At 71.1% G+C, this 18,092-nt stretch carries 14 protein-coding genes and 1 pseudogene; 7 read left to right on the top strand and 8 right to left on the bottom strand.

The window, feature by feature from the left end:
- Positions 1 to 493: 493 nt before the first annotated feature.
- Positions 494 to 1,729 carry a serine hydrolase domain-containing protein gene (locus STRIP9103_RS29330; RefSeq protein WP_009326509.1) on the top strand — a complete coding sequence of 412 codons (1,236 nt, stop codon included), beginning with the start codon at positions 494 to 496 and terminating at the stop codon, positions 1,727 to 1,729.
- A 255-nt stretch (positions 1,730 to 1,984) separates the two neighbouring features.
- Positions 1,985 to 2,902, top strand: coding sequence for a Rieske 2Fe-2S domain-containing protein (locus STRIP9103_RS29325; RefSeq protein ID WP_234022333.1), 918 nt, complete (start codon positions 1,985 to 1,987; stop codon positions 2,900 to 2,902).
- Between the two features lie 178 nt (positions 2,903 to 3,080).
- Here the strand turns inward: STRIP9103_RS29325 and STRIP9103_RS29320 are convergent, their stop codons facing one another.
- Positions 3,081 to 3,491 (bottom strand): hypothetical protein, encoded by a 411-nt coding sequence (locus STRIP9103_RS29320; protein WP_009326460.1) that lies wholly within the window; start codon positions 3,489 to 3,491, stop codon positions 3,081 to 3,083.
- 118 nt (positions 3,492 to 3,609) lie between these two features.
- On the bottom strand, positions 3,610 to 4,122 hold the full coding sequence (locus STRIP9103_RS29315; RefSeq protein WP_009326514.1) for a hypothetical protein: 513 nt from the start codon (positions 4,120 to 4,122) through the stop codon (positions 3,610 to 3,612).
- A gap of 283 nt (positions 4,123 to 4,405) precedes the next feature.
- On the opposite strand from STRIP9103_RS29315, the gene STRIP9103_RS29310 reads away from it, so the two are divergent.
- Entirely contained in the window at positions 4,406 to 6,049 is a 1,644-nt protein-coding gene (locus tag STRIP9103_RS29310; RefSeq protein ID WP_009326500.1) for an alpha/beta hydrolase, read from the top strand.
- A 104-nt stretch (positions 6,050 to 6,153) separates the two neighbouring features.
- Here STRIP9103_RS29310 and STRIP9103_RS29305 read toward each other — a convergent pair whose 3' ends face one another.
- Positions 6,154 to 9,198 carry a SpoIIE family protein phosphatase gene (locus STRIP9103_RS29305; protein WP_009326473.1) on the bottom strand — a complete coding sequence of 1,015 codons (3,045 nt, stop codon included), beginning with the start codon at positions 9,196 to 9,198 and terminating at the stop codon, positions 6,154 to 6,156.
- Between the two features lie 321 nt (positions 9,199 to 9,519).
- On the opposite strand from STRIP9103_RS29305, the gene STRIP9103_RS29300 reads away from it, so the two are divergent.
- Positions 9,520 to 10,230 carry a hypothetical protein gene (locus tag STRIP9103_RS29300; protein ID WP_009326462.1) on the top strand — a complete coding sequence of 237 codons (711 nt, stop codon included), beginning with the start codon at positions 9,520 to 9,522 and terminating at the stop codon, positions 10,228 to 10,230.
- 41 nt (positions 10,231 to 10,271) lie between these two features.
- Here STRIP9103_RS29300 and STRIP9103_RS29295 read toward each other — a convergent pair whose 3' ends face one another.
- Complete coding sequence (locus STRIP9103_RS29295; RefSeq protein WP_048821202.1) at positions 10,272 to 11,201, bottom strand: class I SAM-dependent methyltransferase; 930 nt, start codon at positions 11,199 to 11,201, stop codon at positions 10,272 to 10,274.
- 119 nt (positions 11,202 to 11,320) lie between these two features.
- Positions 11,321 to 12,202, bottom strand: a complete 882-nt coding sequence (locus STRIP9103_RS29290) for a hypothetical protein (RefSeq protein ID WP_009326511.1) — start codon at positions 12,200 to 12,202, stop codon at positions 11,321 to 11,323.
- A gap of 383 nt (positions 12,203 to 12,585) precedes the next feature.
- Between STRIP9103_RS29290 and STRIP9103_RS29285 the strand changes: the two genes are divergently transcribed.
- Together STRIP9103_RS29285 and STRIP9103_RS50175 are read left to right on the top strand one after the other, a co-directional pair.
- Positions 12,586 to 13,182 carry an AMIN-like domain-containing (lipo)protein gene (locus STRIP9103_RS29285; protein ID WP_009326449.1) on the top strand — a complete coding sequence of 199 codons (597 nt, stop codon included), beginning with the start codon at positions 12,586 to 12,588 and terminating at the stop codon, positions 13,180 to 13,182.
- Positions 13,182 to 13,748 (top strand): hypothetical protein, encoded by a 567-nt coding sequence (locus tag STRIP9103_RS50175; protein ID WP_009326466.1) that lies wholly within the window; start codon positions 13,182 to 13,184, stop codon positions 13,746 to 13,748. The genes STRIP9103_RS29285 and STRIP9103_RS50175 overlap by 1 nt, the downstream gene beginning before the upstream one ends.
- Positions 13,749 to 13,783: 35 nt before the next feature.
- Here STRIP9103_RS50175 and STRIP9103_RS29275 read toward each other — a convergent pair whose 3' ends face one another.
- Positions 13,784 to 14,590 carry a HEAT repeat domain-containing protein gene (locus tag STRIP9103_RS29275; protein ID WP_009326502.1) on the bottom strand — a complete coding sequence of 269 codons (807 nt, stop codon included), beginning with the start codon at positions 14,588 to 14,590 and terminating at the stop codon, positions 13,784 to 13,786.
- A gap of 149 nt (positions 14,591 to 14,739) precedes the next feature.
- On the bottom strand, positions 14,740 to 15,423 hold the full coding sequence (locus STRIP9103_RS29270) for a hypothetical protein (RefSeq protein WP_009326504.1): 684 nt from the start codon (positions 15,421 to 15,423) through the stop codon (positions 14,740 to 14,742).
- Between the two features lie 23 nt (positions 15,424 to 15,446).
- Here STRIP9103_RS29270 and STRIP9103_RS29265 point away from each other — a divergent pair.
- Positions 15,447 to 16,103, top strand: a pseudogene (locus STRIP9103_RS29265) (PhzF family phenazine biosynthesis isomerase); the annotation flags it as partial.
- Between the two features lie 249 nt (positions 16,104 to 16,352).
- On the opposite strand, the gene argG reads toward STRIP9103_RS29265, so the two are convergent.
- Positions 16,353 to 17,807 (bottom strand): argininosuccinate synthase, encoded by a 1,455-nt coding sequence (gene argG / locus STRIP9103_RS29260; protein ID WP_009326471.1) that lies wholly within the window; start codon positions 17,805 to 17,807, stop codon positions 16,353 to 16,355.
- Positions 17,808 to 18,092 lie beyond the last annotated feature (285 nt).

Genomic DNA, 18,092 nt, shown 5'->3' with positions numbered 1-18,092 from the left:
CCACAGCCAGGCGCCCCCCACCATCCCCGACCCCGAAACCACAGCCAGGCGCCCCCCACCATCCCCGACCCCGAAACCACAGCCAGGCGCCCCCCACCATCCCCGACCCCGAAACCACAGCCAGGCGCCACCCCGTCCCGGTGCGGTAAGCACAGCCGGACGCCCCTCACCGCCCCCGGCACTGGGACCGCCACCAGACACCTCTCACCACCCCCGGTACCGGGACCACGACGAACACCCCTCACCACCCCGCCGCCGGGCACCCCTGGCCGTCCCCGCACCGGGCGGAGCCCCAATACCCCCGGCCCGCACCACTCCTCCCCCTCCCGGGGGATCACCCCGGCCCCCTTCCTCCCCCACGCCGGTGAGTAACCGGCCGCAACCACCCCCCGAAGACCGCCTGTGCGAGGGATCCGCCAAAAGCCCCTGCTCAGAAGGATGGAGCCACCGAGAACGTCCCGACTACGGCTCACCCACATCCACGGAGTTGACCATGAAGAGCACGACCCGCACGCTGCTCGCCGCCGCGCTCGTACTCGGCGTAGCCGCGGGGCCGGGAGCCCTACCGGCCGTCGCCTCCTCCACCACACCCACCATCCCCGCCGCACAACCCTCACCCCCTCCCTCGAAGGCCACCCCCTCGAAGACCGGCCACTCCAAAACCGCCCTGGACCCCGCCACAGCAACCGCCCTGGAAACCGCCATCGCCGGACTCCCCTCCGCCGACGCGACAGCGGCCCTCGTGCGAGTCGGCGGTACCACCGGCACCTGGCACGGCAGTTCCGGTGTGCACGATCTGGAGACGAACAGGCCGGCCGATCCGACCGCCCGTTTCCGGGCCGGTTCCGTGACGAAGGTGTTCACGGCGGCCGTAGCGCTGCAGCTGGCCGCCGAGGGCGGACTCGATCTGGACCGCACCGCCCGCTCGTACCTCCCGGATCTGGTCCCGGCGGCGTACGAGGGCGTGACCGTACGGCAGTTGCTCAACCACACGCACGGCATCCCGGCCGCCGACTTCCCCGGCACCACCGTCGAGGAGTGGTACGCGAACCGTTTCCAGATCCACGACCCCGAGGAGATGGTCCGCTCCGCGACGTCGAAGGACCCCGAGTTCCCGCCGGGCGAGCAGCAGCACTACCTCAACATCGGCTACACGATCGCCGGTCTGCTGATCGAGCGGGTCACGGGCGACTCGTACGAGAACCAGGTCGCCCGCCGCGTACTGAAGCCGCTCGGGCTGCGCGACACGTACTTCCCCGGGACGGACCCGCGCATCATCGGCCGCCACAACCACGGCTACCAGACCATGCGCCTGGACGACGGCACGATCGGCCTGCGCGATGTGACGGTGTGGGGGACGACGGACGGCTGGGCGGCCGGCGCCATCATCTCGACCACGGCGGACCTGGAGCGCTTCACGAACGCCCTGTTCCAGGGCCGGATCGTGCCGCGCGGCCCGCTGCTGGAGGAGATGTTCACCCTGCCGAAGGTGAACGACTTCAAGACCGGCGACCCGGCCGGCTACTCGGTCGGCCTCTCGATGAAGAGACTCGGCGGCCGAGAGGTCTGGGGCAAGACGGGCGGTCGCTGGGGGTACAACACGGCCATCGCCTCCACCCGTGACGGCTCCCGCACCCTCGTCCACAACGTCAACTCGACCGACGCCAAGGGTCAGGACATGAACAAGGTGGCCATGAACATCATGGTGGCGACGTACGGCGCGCCGTAGCCGATCGGCGGCCCCGGCACGGGTCCCGCAGGTCAACTCCTGCCTTCTGTAGGCCAGTTGACAGTACGGGAGTCAGCCCCTCCGGTTAGCATCCCCCCATGCCCACCCGTCACCGGAACCATCGGACCCGTCGTCGGACTCACGTCGACATCACCGACCTGCCCCGAGACCCGCGAGCCGACGAGTATCCGATGCCGACCGTCCCGTACGGCTGGTACGCGGTGCTCCGCAGCACCGAGTTGGCCGGGCAAGGTCGTGAACCTGCACTACTTCGGACGGGCGCTGATCGCGTTCCGGGGCACCGACGGGCAGGCGGCGGTACGGGACGCGCACTGCCCCCACTACGGCGCTCATCTCGGTGTGGGCGGGAAGGTCGTGGACGGCACGGTCGAGTGCCCGTTCCACGGCTGGCGGTTCGACGTGGAGGGCCGCTGGGTGGAGGCGCCGTTCGCGGTCCGCACCCCCAAGCTGTCGATCGGCGGCCTCCCGGTCCGCGAGCACAGCGGACTCGTCTTCGTGTACGCCGGTCCGGGCGAACCGGCATGGGAGGTGCCGGAGATACCGGAGGCGACGTCCAGGCAGTTCGCCGCGCCGATCGACGACACCTGCGCCGCGCGCGTCCACATCCAGGAGATGCGCGAGAACATCGTCGACGAGTCCCACTTCCACTTCATCCACGGCCAGGCCGAACCACCCGTCCAGGACTGGCGGGTGGACGGCCCGTTCGCCGAGGTCCGCGGCCGGTTCCGGCGGCGGGTGTTCGGCTGGGACATCGACAACACGTTCGACGCGTTCATGTACGGCCCCGGTGTCATGGTCGTCCGCACCCACGGCCCGGTCATGTCGGTGACCGCCGTCGCCCTCAGCACGCCCGTCGACGACCGCACCAGCGAACTGCGGATGCTGTACCACATCCGCAAACCGGCCCGGGCCCCGTTCCTGATCCCGCTGTTCAAGCTCGTCTTCCGCAGGGAGGCTCTGGGCGAGGTCCGCGAGGAGGTCGAGATCTGGGACCACAAGATCCACCGGGCGCGCCCCGTCCTGCTCCCGCACGAGAAGGGCATCAAGGCCCTGCGCCGCTGGTACGCCCAGTTCTATCCGCCGGACGGCCTCGCACAGCCCGACACGCTCCCGCACGCGGCCGACGTCCCGTCCCGCGCCGAGGTCGGGTGAGGGTCGTCACCCACCCCATCGTTCCCCGGAATTAGCCTGCGCCCTCTTGGCGACCCCCTCTCTACGCGCGTGACTTGAGCCGACTCCCCCACTCCAGCACGACGTACGTACCCGACGCGAGCCGCACGCGCCGCGCCGCCTACCCGCTGATATCCGTGGGGCGACGTGGTCGCCCTCGTCAGGCTCCGATCCGGCGCCCGCGTCCGTCTCGCTTCAGGGAGGCGATCACGGCGGAGAGGACGATGGTCGCGGCGAGGGTCCCCAGCATCACCATCCCCACGCCGATGGCGAAGAGCCCGCTGGCGTCGTCCGACCAGTCGTAGTAGGCGGCGACGGTCAGCCCGACCGTGGTGCCGAGCACAGCGCCCACGAAGTACCGCCGGAACGCCAGCCAGCACACAGGCACCAGCAGAGTAAGCACCAGCCCGATCACCTGCCACGCCTCGTACGGCCCGGTCGTCGAACCGTCGGCCCGCACGTCACGCTGCTGGTCCCAACCGAGCCAGGCGGACCACGCCGCCAAAGACACCCCAGCGAGCACAAGGACCGGCAGCAGTTGGGGAACGGATTTCATCAGTTTCTCGCGCATGCCCCAAGCGTTTCGCCCCGCGATATCGCCGGCCAGAGCGCATGTACTCAGCTCGCCCCGAGTACATGCGTCATGCGGCGAAGGAGGGCGCCCTCTGCTCGGTCAGTCGCTCGGCTCGTCAGTCGAACAGGGCCACCCTCGGATGCACCGTGCCCTGGGCCTCGGGGTTGGTGACCGTGAGGCGGTACGTCTCGGTGAGGGTTTCGCCCGCGGGCAGCGTGCGGCGGGCTGTCGTGAGGTCCGTGAACAGGGTGCCGGTCTGGGTGCCGAGTTCCACCGGCTTCCAGCAGCCGGCTGCCGTGCGGCGTTCGAGCTTGATGTCGGACGGGGTCAGGAACGGGCCCGCCTCCGGGGACTCCACCAGGAGTTGAGGGGCGACCGTGCGGGCCGCCGCGGAGTCGTTGCGGTAGGTGACCGTGACCTCGTGGGGCTCGGTGTCCGCGGCGAGCGGGGTCGTGGCGAGGTCCACGAAGTCGGTGGGTATGGCGGGGGTCTGGTCCTGCGGGACCGTGGACACCGCCGCCGTGGACGGAGACGTGGCCGCCGCGGCCGGTCCCGCCATGGCCAGACCGGCGACCGCCACGGCGACGGAGACGAGAGCAACCCGGAGACGACTGTTCTTCGATGACACGTGCGCAGATCCTTCGGGATGGTGGGGGGTCAACCCGGCCCGCCTCACCGCTGTCGCTGGTAGCTGTAGCTGGACGCCGACCGGGAACGCACCCCAGGTTACCCAGCGCGTTCCGCGCGACGGACGGCGGGCGACTACCGGCGGGTAGCGGAGAAATCCCATGGAAAGCCGGTCACATTGCCACCAGTCTGGCCCTTTTCCCCTCTACTGAGCTAGACACTCCTTGAACCCACACTGACCAGTGGGTACTTGGGGACACATCAGCCCAGGGGGAAGGTAGACAATGGGAATACAGCGTTACACAGTCAGACGTTTCGGGCGTCTGAAAGCCGTCGGGGCCGCGTTGGCCGCCCTCGTCGTCGCCGGGACGGGGGCCGGCACCCAGGCGACGGCGGCACCGGCGAAGCCGGCCACGCAGACCCCACCCGTGCCCACCCTCACCTGGTCCGACTGCCGGAGCGGCTTCGAATGCGCCAACGCGGACGTGCCGTTGGACTACCGGGAGCCGCAGGGGCGGACCATCACCCTCGCCGTCATCCGCAAGAAGGCCGCCGACCAGGCCAACCGCAAGGGCACCCTCTTCATGCAGCCGGGTGGGCCCGGCAACTCCGGCGTGGACTTCGTGCGCAACAACTACGACGACCTGCCCGCCGCCCTGCGGGACTCGTTCGACGTGTTCGGGTACGACGTGCGTGGCGTCGGGCGGAGTTCGGCGCTCACGTGCTGGGACGACGCCCGGTACACCCAGGCCGTCACCGAGGCCAAGGGTGTGCCCGTCGGGCCGGCCCTCTTCGGCTCCGCCCTGCGCCAGGCCGCCGACTTCGACCAGGCCTGCGTCGACAACGCGGGTGAACTGCTGCCGTACGTCGGCACCGAGTACGTCGCCCGTGACATCGATCTGCTGCGGCAGGCGCTCGGCGAGGAGCAACTCACCTACTACGGACGGTCGTTCGGGACGTACATCGGGACCGTCTACGCCGCGCTGTTCCCGGAGCGCGTACGGGCGCTCGCGCTCGACGGGGCGTACGACCCGGTGCACTACGCCAACCGGCCCTACGCCTACGACCGGCCCCAGTACCTGGCCCTCGACGGGGCGATGAGCCGGTTCCTCGACTGGTGTGCCGCCGACCAGGCCACCTGCGGTTTCGGGGACGGGGACCCGCGCGCGGCGTTCGAGAAGCTCAAGGCGGACCTGGACGCCAATCCCGTGCCCACCGCCAACGGTGGACAGGCCAACGGGTACACCCTCGTCTACCGGCTGATGTTCAACATCAACGAGGGCAAGGTCATCTGGCCCTCGCTCGGCGCGGCTCTGCGGAAGGCCCAACTCCGCGACAACACCTCCTTCCTGCTCCGGCCGCCGTCCCCGGCCAGCTTCGACTTCCTGGGCCCGAACGTGGTCGTCGAGTGCGTCGACCGGGACTACCCGAGCGGCCTGCGCCGGCTGAAGCGGAACGTCGAGGCCAACGCCGAGGCGGCGCCGCTGCTCGGGCCGGCCATGGCGTACGGGCCGCCGACGTACGACCACCAGCACGCCACCGCGTGCGTGCAGTGGCCGGGCGAGCGGGTCAGCCGGTACGACGGCTCGTACCGGGCCAGGGGGTCCAAGCCGATCCTCGTCATCGGCACCACCGGTGACCCGGACACCCCGTACCAGGACGCGGTCGCCCTGTCCCGGCGGCTCGACAACGGCCGGCTGCTCACCTTCGACGCCGAGGGGCACACGGCGTTCGGGCGGAGCGCCTGCGCGACCGACGCGGTCACCGGTTACCTCCTCGACCTGAAGGTGCCGGCCCACGGCACCACCTGCGCGGACGAGACCCAGCCGCCCTCCGCCACGCCCAAGGTCGCCCCGCCCGGCACGACCCTCGGCGAACTCCGCAACGGCGTCAACGAGCGCGTCGAGCGCATCGGTCACGTGAGCTGAGGCAGGCCGACACCCCCGTACGGCACTGACCGCGCCGACCGCGGTGACATGCCGTACGGGGGTGTCCGCTTCCGGGCCGGTGCGCGCCATGTGGCACAGGCCCCCTACCGGCCCCGGTCCTCCCCCCGCCCCTGAGTCCCGTCGAGGCCCGGGTCCACGTCCACGTCCCCGAACGACAGGGCGTCCAGGTCCCCGTCGAAGTCCCCGGGGTCGAGGAACATCAGGTCCAGGCCACCGGCGTCGGAGGTCGGCCGGTCCCTGCGGGTGTCGGGGCCGGTCAGGGGCAGTTCCGTCCAGATGCACTTGCCGGTCGGTGTGTAGCGGGTCCCCCAGCGCTGGGAGAGGGCGGTGATCAGCTGGAGGCCCCGGCCGCCCTCGTCGGTGTCGGTGGCGCGGCGGATGCGGGGCATGGTGAGGCTGCCGTCGAAGACCTCGCAGGTCAGCTCGGAGCCGTGCAGAAGCCGTAGCCGGACGGGCCCCTTGGCGTGGCGTACGACGTTGCCGACGAGTTCGCTGGCGAGGAGTTCGGTGGTGGGGACGAGGTCGTCGAGGCCCCAGGCGGTGAGCTGTTCGCGGACGTGGCGGCGGGCCTGGCCGGCGGCCCGGGGGTCGTCGAGGAGCGACCAGGAGGCCACGCGATCGTCGGTGAGGGCGTGCAGGCGGGCGACGAGGAACGCGGCGTCGTCGGCGGACGGATGGTCGGCGGGGAGCAGGCCCTCGGTGAGGGTGTCGCAGAGGCGTTCCAGGTCGGCGGCGGTGCCGTCGGCGTGGGCGGTGCGCAGCAGTCGGGCCAGGTCGGCCATGCCCTCGTCGATCTCGCGCTTGGCGGACTCGACGAGGCCGTCGGTGTAGAGCACGAGCAGGCTGCCCTCGGGGACGTGCAGCTCGACCGTCTCGAACGGCGGTTCGGCGGCGCCCAGCGGCGGGTCGGCGGCCGGCTCGGGGAAGTGCACGGTGCCGTCGGGGTGGACCAGCGCCGGCGGCGGATGCCCGGCGCGGGCGATGGAGCACATCCGGGTGGTGGAGTCGTACAGGGCGTACAGGCAGGTGACGTACGACTCCTCGCCCATGCCGGCGACGAGATGGTTGAGCTGGGTCATGATCTCGTCGGGCGGCAGTTCGAGGTCGGCCATGGTGTGGACGGCGGTGCGCAGCCGGCCCATGGTGGCGGCCTGGGGCAGTCCGTGGCCCATGACGTCGCCGACGACGAGGGCGACCTGGCCGCTGGAGAGCGGGATGACGTCGTACCAGTCGCCGCCGACGTCCATGCCCTGGGTGGCGGGCAGATAGCGGGCGGCGGACTCGCAGGCGGGCAGGTCGGGCAGGACCTTCGGGAGCAGCCCGCGCTGGAGTTCGCGGGACCGGGTGTGTTCGGCGTCGTAGAGGCGGGCGCGTTCCAGGGACTGGGCGAGGAGGGCGCTGATGGCGTTGAGCAGGGCGCGTTCCTCGTCGGTGAGGACGCGCGGCTGGTCGAAGGCGACGACGCACACCCCGAAGGTGTGGTCGGACGCGATCAGCGGCAGGAACGCCCAGGCCTGCTTGCCGGAGAGCGCGGGCATTCGGGAGTACTGCGGCGCGTACGCGATGTACTCCTCCGGTGAGGCGAAGAACAGCGGGGCGCCGGTGGTGATGGCCTCCCAGGCGGCGTTGCACGGCGTGTGGGGGCGGTTGTCGACGAGGGCGAGGAACTCGTCGGTGTAGCCGACGGCTCCGATGTTGTGGAGCCGGTCGCCCACGAAGTCCTGGACCAGGAGTCCGGTGGCGTCGAACGGGGTCAGCACCCGGCTGGCGACCGCGTCGATCACGTCCCGCGAGGTCGTCGCCTTGGCGAGCGCGGCCGTCAACTCGGCGATACGGTAGGCCCGTTCGGACGCGGCGCGCTCGGCCGCCCGGCGCTCCTCCTCCAGTCGCCGCTTCTCGGTGACGTCGGTGCAGTAGAGGGTGCGGCCGTCGGGGCCCGGGACCATTCTCAGATGACAGCGGCGCCCGGTGTCCGGTATGTGCAGATCGAAGTTGGCGGACCTCCCCTCGGCCGCGGCCTTCCGGTAGTGGGCCTCCAGACCGGGGATCTTCCGGGCGTACGGGAGGTCCCACAGCACCTGCCCGAACAGCTCGTCCTCGGACTGACCGAGCGTGCGTTCGGCCTCCAGGTTGACGAAGGTGATCCGCCACTCGTCGTCCACCGCGAGGAAGCCGTCCCTCATGTGCCGCAGGGCCCGGCTGAGCGTGTCCCGTGCCGACCGGGACTCGTCGCTCTCCCAGCCCACGCCGATCATCCGCAGGGCTTCGCCGTGCTCGTCGTAGGTCGCCCGGCCGCGGGCCCGGGTCCAGCCGTACGTGCCGTCCAGGCGCCGTACGCGGTACTCCGCGTCGAACACGGTGTGGTCGCGGATGGCCCGCTCGGCGGCGGCCAGGGCGGGAGCGAGGTCGTCGGGGTGGACGATCCGCATCCAGTTCTCGATCCTGCCGGTGAAGTCGGCGGGCCGGGTGCCGTACAGCTCCAGGGCCGCCTCGTCCCAGATCAGGTCGCCGGTGCGGATGTCCCAGTCCCAGGAGCCGACGCGGACCTTCTTCAGCACCTGCCGCAGCCGCTCGCCGCTCGGCTCGGCGTGGGCGGGGCCGGACGGGGGCGGCGCCTGCGCCATCCGCTCCTCGGTCCAGGCGACGACGGCCCGCAGGAACTCCCACTGCTCGGCGGTGGGTTCGCCCTGGTCGCCCATCAGGACGGTGAGCGCGCCGATGGTGCGCTCCCCGCTCGACACGGGGAGCGCGGCGAGACCGGTGCCGGGCCAGGTGAGGTCGACGGACGGGAGCGGGGCCCATAAGCCGCGGCTCTGCGACGGGCCGCCGCCCTGCCGTGCTGTGCCGCCCTGCCGTGCTGTGCCGGGCCGCTGTGCCGTTCCGCCCTGGTGGAGGGCGCGGGCCGGGGGCAGGGGGCCCTCCTGGTCGATGATCTCCCAGGGGCGGGTCAGAACGGGCGGCAGGCCGGTCACCGACACCAACCGCAGCGCGGCCAGGGGGCCGCGCAGATGAATCATTCCCCCGAGGGCGCCCAACTCCCCCACCACGTGCTGGAGCGCGAGCCGGAAAACCTCGCTCTCCGCCACACCCGGTTCCACCGTGCCGAGCAGGGCCAGCCGTGCGTTCATAGGGCAGACCTTAACGTTCTGTTCCGTCGCTCGGGAGTACGTCACAGGGAATCGCGCAGTCCGGCCGACCGGGTGGACCGATGCCCTCAACAGGAGTGTCTTCAAGGAGAGTTGACGAGCCGACGGTTGTCACGCGTAGATCCACAAGAACCCGGAGTCGTGCACGCCGATCGCGGGACTGCCACGCGGGCGCCGACCACACGGCCAGGGTTGAGCTGTTCGGTTGAACCGTCCGGTGCGGGCCCATGGCGTGACCAAGGTCTGTCGAGCGTCGTTGGCCCGCTGCAACACCGTGTCCGGCCCGACCCGAGCAGGCGCCACATGTTCAACATGGTCAAGACGTTGGTCAAGACGTTCGCCGAGCAGTACGCGAGGAACCAGCAGCTCAAGCGAGACCTGAAAGCCCAGCGCGACGAACAGGAGCGGCGCTGGCGCGAGGAGGACCGTGCCGTCCTCCAGGCCGCCCTCGCCGCGAACCGGGTCGCCCTCGGTGAGCACAACGGCACGCTCCGACGCGCGGCGGGCGTCTCGTACATCACGCTGCGCTGCCACGAGGACACCTGGACCTTCATGGCCCGTACGGCCTTCGGGGTCTGGGAGCCGACCTGGACGCAGAGCACCCGCGACCCGTACGACCGCGTCGGCCCCGGCCCCGCCAAGGCCGCCCGCTTCCTCGCCGACCCGAACCTTCCGCCGGGGCGGGTCATCAAGGGCGACGCCGGTATGCAGGACATCCTGCTCTCCGGGCACAACCTGGTCCTGATCCTCGACGCCCTGTACGCGGCCACGAACTCCGAGCTCTCCGCCGACGGGGCCCGGTGCAAGACCCTCTACGACAAGCTGGCCTCCCTCACCGCCAAGCTCGACCCTTCGGCGGCGCCGGGGCGGACGACCGGGGTTCTGTGTCGGATCGACGACAGCATGAACAGCCAGTACGTGAGCCGGACGCCGGGCGGGGGCGGGTCCGGCGGCCGGGGGGCGTCGGTGCCGCTGCTGCGGAAGGTGCCTTCGCCTGCACCGGCGACGCGGTGACCGTTGGGGGGTGGGTTGCCCTTACCGGCGCTACGAGTTGGTCATGAACGGCGGCGGCCTGTGACCCGCACGCCTCCCACTCCGCCGCCCGTGAACAGGGTGCTGATCGTGTCGTAGAAGCGCAGCAGGCGGGCGGCCAGTGGTTCGCCGTGGAGGCGGACGCGGTCCTCGTAGGTGTCGCGGAAGACTTCGGCGCGGTCGCGTACCCAGGGGCGCCAGAGGTCGGTGGCGTCGGTCCAGGTGACGTCCGTGAAGCCGGCGCGGGTCAGGTCGTCGCGGTAGCGGGTCTCGTCGGGGAGGTAGGGGCAGGCGACGAGACCGGCGAGGTCGGCCCGTTCGGCACCGGTGAGGGGGCGGCGGGCGTAGAAGTCCTCGATGTGGAAGGTGCCGTCGGGGCGAAACAACTCCCGGAAGACGGCGAAGAGTTCGGCGCGGCGCGGGATGTGGAGGACGGCGAGGAGCGAGATCAGGTGGTCGTAGCGCTGTGCCCAGTCCGCGCCGCCGAGGGTCAGGGCGTCCGCCCGTACGGCCCTGACCCGGTCCGACAGCCCGCACAGCGCGGTCAGTTCCTCGCTCAGCCGGTGCAGCTCCGGCTGCAGTTCGACCGCCGTGACCCGGCACTTGTACCGGTCGGCGAGATACCGGGCCGGTCCGCCGAGCCCGGCGCCGATGTCCACGACATCCGCGCCGGGCGCCGCACCGAGCCGCGCGACCGCGTTGTCGAGGGCGCGATGACCGAGGTAATGCATCTGGTCGTACGGTTCGAGATCACCCGGGGTGAAGGGGCCGGGCCGGTCCAGCAGCGGGGCCAGGGCGTCGCGCACGTGCTGGGGGTCGTACAGGGCCATGCCGTCGAAGCGGGTGCGGAGATGTTCGCGCGCGCCGTGTTGTTCGCCGGTGTCGCGGTGTCCGCCGGTGTCGTCGTGTTCGCGGGTGCCGTCGCGTTCACCGGTGCCGTGTTGTTCCGTCACCCCGGCATTCTTCCCAAGAGGGTGCTTCTCCGGCGCTCCTCGCCCGATCCCCGTCACTCGATTCCGTGACCCGACACCGTTACGCGACGCGCTGCCCGGCCGCGCGGTACGGATACGGCTCAGTCGCACTCGGTTCCGGCCGGACGGTCCTTCTCGCGGAACGTCATCAGCGGGGTGCCGTCCTTCTTGAGTTCGTCGGCGACGCCGTCGATGTAATTGCCGTACGAGTAAACGCGGTCGTATCCGCGGCCACGCCAGGAAGTGACATCGACCGTGTCCTCGCGCTTTCCGGTCGGATTCCAGGTGTACGACTCGACCTTGAACACCGGATTCACGCGGACGACGCGTTTGGTGGGGCTCGCCTCGATCCAGGCGGTTTTCCTCGGACCGATCTCGATCACGTCATTGTTGGTGATGGCGACGGAGTTCTCGATGGCCCAGGAGTAGCTGTACGACGCCTCGACGGAGGTGCTGAACCAGCTGCCGATGGAGGCCCCGGCGCTGGTGGAGCCGCCCACGGTGTGGGAGTACGACGAGGAGGTCGCGTACTCGCGGGCCAGCTCCAGGCTGTAGCCGCTGTCGGTGCAGTTGGTGCGGGTCTCACTGATGGGGCGCCACGCGGCCCGGTAGGTCCAGCTGGACGCGACGGGGTACCCGCACCGGCCCTCGAAACGCTCCCAGCCCGGCCGCAGGGTCCACTTGCCGTCGTCCTTGTGCCACACCGGTGCCTTGCGCCACGCCGAGGAGTCGCGGAGTTCGCCGGTCGTGACGTCGACGTACCAGTCCTGGTAGCCGGTGTCGCCGTCCGTGCCGCAGACCCGCGCCATCATCCGGTCGGTGTTCCAGGGCTCCTGGCCCCGGATGTTCACGGCGCCGTTCGGCCCGGCCGCCTGGGCCGGCTGCGCGCCCAGGACACCCGCCACCGCACCGAGAAGGGCCGCGCCCAGCGCCGCCGCCCGCCGAACACCTGAACGGGACCGGCGTGTCGTGTTTTCCGTCACTCGGGATTTCACCTTTCTTCGCAGCCTCGCCGTCCCGCCGCCACGAGCCCGGCCGATTACATTCGGCCTTTCGGCCATTTTTCGACTGCCTTCCGGCTGTATTCCGGACGCATTCCAGCCGCATTCCGACTGCTCTTCCGCTGCCTTCGGTGGACCGCGTCGGAGAATTCGGAACGCGGACCTTACCGGCGAGTAAGAACTATCCATTTACTGGGCCTCGGCTGTCAAACCCCCAGGATGAACTCCAACAAGCGGGCGGAACGGGCAGTTCCATGGCCGTACCGGCATACAACCTTCCGCCGTGGCCGGTCGTCTCACCCGATATCAGCGTTACGCGACCGGTTGAGCCGGTTGCTTCGGTTACGCGACCAAGGGGGAACATCATGCGAGGCATACGACGTGTCGGAGCGGCGGCGGCCGTGCTCGTGCTCGCGGGGACCGCGCTGGGGGCGGCGGCGGGCAGCGCGGGGGCCGCGCAGATCGGGAGCGCGTCGGCGCCGGCCGCGGCGGCCTGTCCGACCGGCTGGGGCAGCGGCGTCAAGGGCACCCCGCCGGTCGGTGGCGTGCCGCTCGACGACGTCAGGACCGGTCGGCACGACTGCTTCGACCGCATCGTGTTCGACGTACCCGGCGGTGGCGACGAGATCGGCTACTACGTCCAGTACGTGGACCAGCTCCAGCAGGCGGGCTCGGGCGACGTCATCCCGGTGGGCGGCGGCGCCATCCTGGAGATCCGCGTCGGTGCGCCGAGTTACGACCCGGAGAACGGTGGCGTCGCCTACCCGGGCGAGGTGGCCGAGCCCCTGCCCGGCGTCGACATCACCGGCTACCGCACCTTCCGCGACACCCGCTTCGCCGGCAGCTTCGAGGGCGAGACCCAGATCGGCGTCGGCGTCCGCGCCCGGCTGCCGTTCCGGGTGCTCCAGCTGGAAGACCGCCTGGTGGTCGACGTGGCACACAGCTGGACGAGCGCCGGCTGATGCCGAGACCGCACCACCTGTTCATCGCGGCGCCCGCGCTGCTTCTGGCCGTGTCCGCCTGCACGTCCTCGGCCGTGCCGTGCGCCGGGGTCGGTGTCGACTCCGGCGTCAGCCTCATGTTCGTACGGGAGGGGTACGGCGATCTCGTCGGCGCGTCCTACGAGCTCTGCGCCCGGGGCGAGTGCGTGGACGGGACGCTGCCGCCGGAGAACGTCACACGTCTGAGGCTCATGCTCCCCCTGGACGTCGACCCGGACAGCGGCCCCGTCCGCTTCCGGGTCACGCCGGTGAGAGGCACCGAGCCCGTGATCGACGCCTCCACCGACGTCGAGCTCCGCCACCAGTCCGACGGTTGCGGGAGCGGCGCGTACAACCGGGCGCTGGCCTTCACCAAGGAGGACGGCCTGCTCGGGGAGGTCCCGGCGAGCGTGATGAAGGCGTGGAGGGAGGATCTGGAGAGGCCGGCCCCGTCCACATCCCCGGCCCCGTCCACATCCCCGGCCCCGTCCACATCCCCGGCCCCGTCCGCGTCCCCGTCCGCCGGTACGGCGCCCGAGTCGGCCTGAGTCACTCCACCGGCCGGCTGCCGTACGACAGCCGGTCACGACGAGTCGCGTACCGCCTCCACCGCCTCCCGGACGTCCGGGTGGGGGTCATCGGCGAGATGGTCCAGGAGGTCGGTGACGCCGGGGGTGGTCCAGCCGGAGATCGCCCACACCAGGTCCTCGCGGACACCGGGGTCGGGGTGGGCGGCGAGGCGGGCGAGTCGGGGGAGCGGACCCCGGCGGCGCATGCCGAACCAGTGCAAGGTCTCGCGCAGCGCGGTCGGGTCGCCCGCGTCGCCGGCCGCCGTGATCCGGGCGAGCAGGACCGGGACCGGTGGCGGCGGGCCGTCCAGCGGGTGGGGCAGACGCTCGCGCAGCCGCCGCGCGCCGTAACCGCCGCGCACCCGGCAGCCGAAGCAGGTGCAGGGCCTGGTGCCGTGCGCGTCCGGCAGATAACACCACCCCACGACCTGCGGCGCGGCCCGGATCCGGTGCACCTCGCGCGGCGTGATCGACCGGGGTACGAACACCTCCCACCCCCGCGGGTCCTCCAGCGCCGAGATCCGCCGCACCGCCTCGGCGGCGGTGACGATGGCCTGACCGCCCGGCGCACGCCCGCTGTAGTGCCCGACCCGCACCTGCTCGGCGTCGTCCAGCCGTATGTGCACGGCCACCAGCCCGCCCCGGCTGCCGAAGCGGGCCAGCTCGCGCAGCCACTGGTGGGTGACGGTGTACGACGGCAGCACGGGGAAGCAGTACACCCCGCGCCCGCCGCCGCCCTGCCCACGGCCGGCCGCGCGAACTCCGGCCCGCCGTATGCGCGGTGCGTTGGCCGCCGAGGTCAGGTGCACGAACATCGCCATGGGTCGGGATGGTAGGCGGCACGGGCGGGGCCGGACGAAGTCGCCCGGCCGGGAGAACCCCGGCCGGGCGATCGACTCGCGAGGGCTGACGGGTCGGCCCGCGCGGTGCCACTCAGCTCGCGCGACGCTGCTCAGCGCACGCGGTGCGCTCAGCGCACGGTGACGCCGGCCGTCGTGGCGGAGCCGTTCGTCCAGCCGTACCGCTTGGCCGTCACCTTCACCGAGATCTTGTGGCCCTTGTCGGCCTTGACCAGGACGTACGTCGACTTGGTGGCACCGGTGATGTTCACGCCGTCGCGCTTCCAGACGTACGCGTACGAGGTGGCGGTCGGGGACCAGGTGCCGTGGGCGGCGGTGAGCTTGTAGCCGACCTTCGCGGTGCCCGTGACGGTGGGCGCGGTGATGACCTTGAGGGCGGGGCCGACGGCGACCGTGACGGCGGCGGAGGTCGAGGTGACGGACCCGGCGGGGTTGGTGACCTTGGCCCGGCAGGAGACCTGGTGCTTGTAGTCGGCGGAGGTCAGGGTGCGGGACCTGCCGGTGGCGCCGGTGATGGTCGTGCCGTCGCGCAGCCAGGACCAGGCGACGGTGGCCTTGTAGCCGGTCCAGGCGGCGTTGCAGGTGACCTTGGAGCCGGTACGGGCGGTCCCGCTGATGGTGGCCCTGGAGGTGATCGTCGGCTTGGTCAGCAAGGTCTGCGACTGGGCGGAGAGCTGGGAGGTGTAGTCGCCGGGGGAGATGTCCACGGCCTTGCGCCACACCACCGTGGCCCGGCCGTCGGGGCCCGCGGTCACCTCGCCGGAGAGGGCGTTCTCGTCGGGGACGGCGGCCACGGGCGTGCTGTTGAGGGCGCTCGCTCGCGGAGGTGGCGTTCTGCGGCCACGCGACCGTGGCCCTGGCGGTGGCCCTGGCCGAACGCCTGGGCCCCGGCGACCTCGTCCTCGACACCCCGGCGGGCGAGATCCCCGTAGCCACGACGACGGAGACCACCGGCACCCAGGTCACGGCGAGGGCCACCCTCACCAGCGTCCCGACCCACTCCCGCCCCACCACGGCCGACGAACTGGCCGAAGCGCTGAAGTCCCTCCGCTGGTCCGCCGACGACCTCGACCCCGCCCTCCCCCCGCATGTGTCGTTCGGCGGCAACGACCACCTCGTCCTCCCCATCGCGTCCCGAGCCCGCCTCGCCGACCTGGACTACGACTTCGACGCCCTCACCGAGGTGATGCACCACCACGGCTGGACGACGGTCCACCTGGTCTGGCGCGAGTCCCCGACCCACTTCCACGCCCGCGACCCGTTCCCGGTCGGCGGCGTGGTCGAGGACCCGGCAACCGGCGCGGCAGCCGCAGCCTTCGGCGGCTACCTCCGCACCCTGGGCCTCATCACGACCCCGTCCACGCTCACCATCCGCCAGGGCGAGGACACGGGCCGCCCGAGCGACCTCCACATCGCCGTATCCCCGGACGACCCCCGCACCCGGGTCACGGGCCAGGCGGTCCGGATCGGCTGAACATCGACTGAACGCCGTACCCTCACCGACCGACCTCGGGGCCCGTCGGCGGCGTACTCCGCCGGCACGGCCGCTCCTGCTCCGGAAAGAGAAACACCAAAGACCCCGAATCTCTCCGGGGCCTCTGGTCTGTCTCGGGTCCTGCTCAGTACTACGAACGTTGCCCGGTACATACGTACTACGGGTGCCTCCCGGCCGTTCCCGCCTCCGGCGGCAATGGCCCCCAGCAGTGGTGGGCCCGGCCGGGACTCAGTCCGTGCCGAACTCCATGGCGGCGCGGTCCAGGAGTTCGTCGGCGTCGGAGCCGGTGACCTCGCCGCGGGCGGCGATGGCCTCGGCGCCGCCCTCCGGCATGGTGCCGATGAGCCCGGTGGCGGCGGCCTGGGCGGCGCCGATCGCGGCGGGGCCGGTGGTGCCGATGAGGCCCATCGCGGCGTACTGCTCCAGCTTGGCGCGGGAGTCGGCGATGTCGAGGTTGCGCATGGTGAGCTGGCCGATCCGGTCGACCGGGCCGAACGCCGCGTCCTCGGTGCGCTCCATGGAGAGCTTGTCCGGGTGGTAGCTGAACGCCGGGCCCGTGGTGTCGAGGATCGAGTAGTCCTCGCCACGCCGGAGACGGAGGGTCACCTCACCGGTGATCGCCGCGCCCACCCACCGTTGCAGCGACTCACGGATCATCAGGGCCTGCGGGTCCAGCCAGCGACCCTCGTACATGAGCCGGCCGAGACGCCGGCCCTCGTTGTGGTACTGGGCGAGGGTGTCCTCGTTGTGGATCGCGTTGACGAGACGCTCGTACGCGGCGTGCAGCAGGGCCATGCCGGGCGCCTCGTAGATGCCGCGGCTCTTGGCCTCGATGATGCGGTTCTCGATCTGGTCGGACATGCCGAGGCCGTGCCGGCCGCCGATGGCGTTGGCCTCCATGACCAGGTCGACGGCGGAGTCGAACTCCTTGCCGTTGATGGTGACCGGGCGGCCCTGGTCGAAGCCGATCGTCACGTCCTCGGTGAGGATCTCGACCTCGGGGTCCCAGAACCGTACGCCCATGATGGGCTCGACGGTCTCGATGCCGGTGTCCAGGTGCTCCAGGGTCTTGGCCTCGTGGGTGGCGCCCCAGATGTTGGCGTCGGTGGAGTACGCCTTCTCCGTCGAGTCCCGGTACGGGAGGTCGTGGGCGACCAGCCACTCGGACATCTCCTTGCGGCCACCGAGCTCGGTGACGAAGTCGGCGTCCAGCCAGGGCTTGTAGATGCGCAGGTGGGGGTTGGCGAGCAGGCCGTAGCGGTAGAACCGCTCGATGTCGTTGCCCTTGAAGGTGGAGCCGTCGCCCCAGATCTGGACGTCGTCCTCCAGCATCGCCCGGACCAGCAGCGTGCCGGTGACGGCACGGCCGAGCGGCGTGGTGTTGAAGTACGCCCGCCCACCCGAGCGGATGTGGAACGCGCCGCAGGTCAGCGCGGCCAGGCCCTCCTCGACCAGTGCGGCCCGGCAGTCGACCAGGCGCGCGATCTCCGCACCGTAGGTCTTCGCGCGGCCGGGCACCGAGGCGATGTCGGGCTCGTCGTACTGGCCGATGTCGGCGGTGTACGTGCAGGGAACGGCACCCTTGTCGCGCATCCACGCGACCGCCACGGAGGTGTCGAGCCCGCCCGAGAAGGCGATGCCGACGCGCTCGCCGGCCGGAAGAGAGGTGAGGACCTTGGACATAGGAAGATTATGCACGCTTATGCATGATCATGCAAAGTCGAGGTTGGGTGATTCAGGTCCCATCCGGGCGAGGCCGGGATGGCCGCCTTGACACCGTTCATAAGGTTGCTTGACTTAAGTAAGTCGACCGCGATTGCCTAAGTCAAGCGATAGGGAGCCCGGTGACCATCACCGGGACCCCCGGCGCACGTCACCGGGCGCACTGGACCGGGGTCGCCTTGAGCGGAGGTGTACCCCATTGCGCCGGACCCGTGGGGACGGGGAGCGGCGCGACCGACGGGGCCC

Origin of the sequence: Streptomyces ipomoeae 91-03, from assembly GCF_000317595.1 — a bacterium.
Lineage (GTDB): Bacteria > Actinomycetota > Actinomycetes > Streptomycetales > Streptomycetaceae > Streptomyces > Streptomyces ipomoeae.
Note: the sequence above shows the minus strand (reverse complement) of the source record. Positions and strands in the feature narration are given on the sequence as shown.

Bases quoted from the DNA above. Each gene is read 5' to 3' on its own strand.
- STRIP9103_RS29330 (WP_009326509.1), top strand. From the start codon at position 494: ATGAAGAGCACGACCCGCACGCTGCTCGCCGCCGCGCTCGTACTCGGC.
- STRIP9103_RS29320 (WP_009326460.1), bottom strand. From the start codon at position 3,491: ATGCGCGAGAAACTGATGAAATCCGTTCCCCAACTGCTGCCGGTCCTT.
- STRIP9103_RS29310 (WP_009326500.1), top strand. From the start codon at position 4,406: ATGGGAATACAGCGTTACACAGTCAGACGTTTCGGGCGTCTGAAAGCC.
- STRIP9103_RS29305 (WP_009326473.1), bottom strand. From the start codon at position 9,198: ATGAACGCACGGCTGGCCCTGCTCGGCACGGTGGAACCGGGTGTGGCG.
- STRIP9103_RS29300 (WP_009326462.1), top strand. From the start codon at position 9,520: ATGTTCAACATGGTCAAGACGTTGGTCAAGACGTTCGCCGAGCAGTAC.
- STRIP9103_RS29285 (WP_009326449.1), top strand. From the start codon at position 12,586: ATGCGAGGCATACGACGTGTCGGAGCGGCGGCGGCCGTGCTCGTGCTC.
- STRIP9103_RS50175 (WP_009326466.1), top strand. From the start codon at position 13,182: ATGCCGAGACCGCACCACCTGTTCATCGCGGCGCCCGCGCTGCTTCTG.
- STRIP9103_RS29275 (WP_009326502.1), bottom strand. From the start codon at position 14,590: ATGGCGATGTTCGTGCACCTGACCTCGGCGGCCAACGCACCGCGCATA.
- argG (WP_009326471.1), bottom strand. From the start codon at position 17,807: ATGTCCAAGGTCCTCACCTCTCTTCCGGCCGGCGAGCGCGTCGGCATC.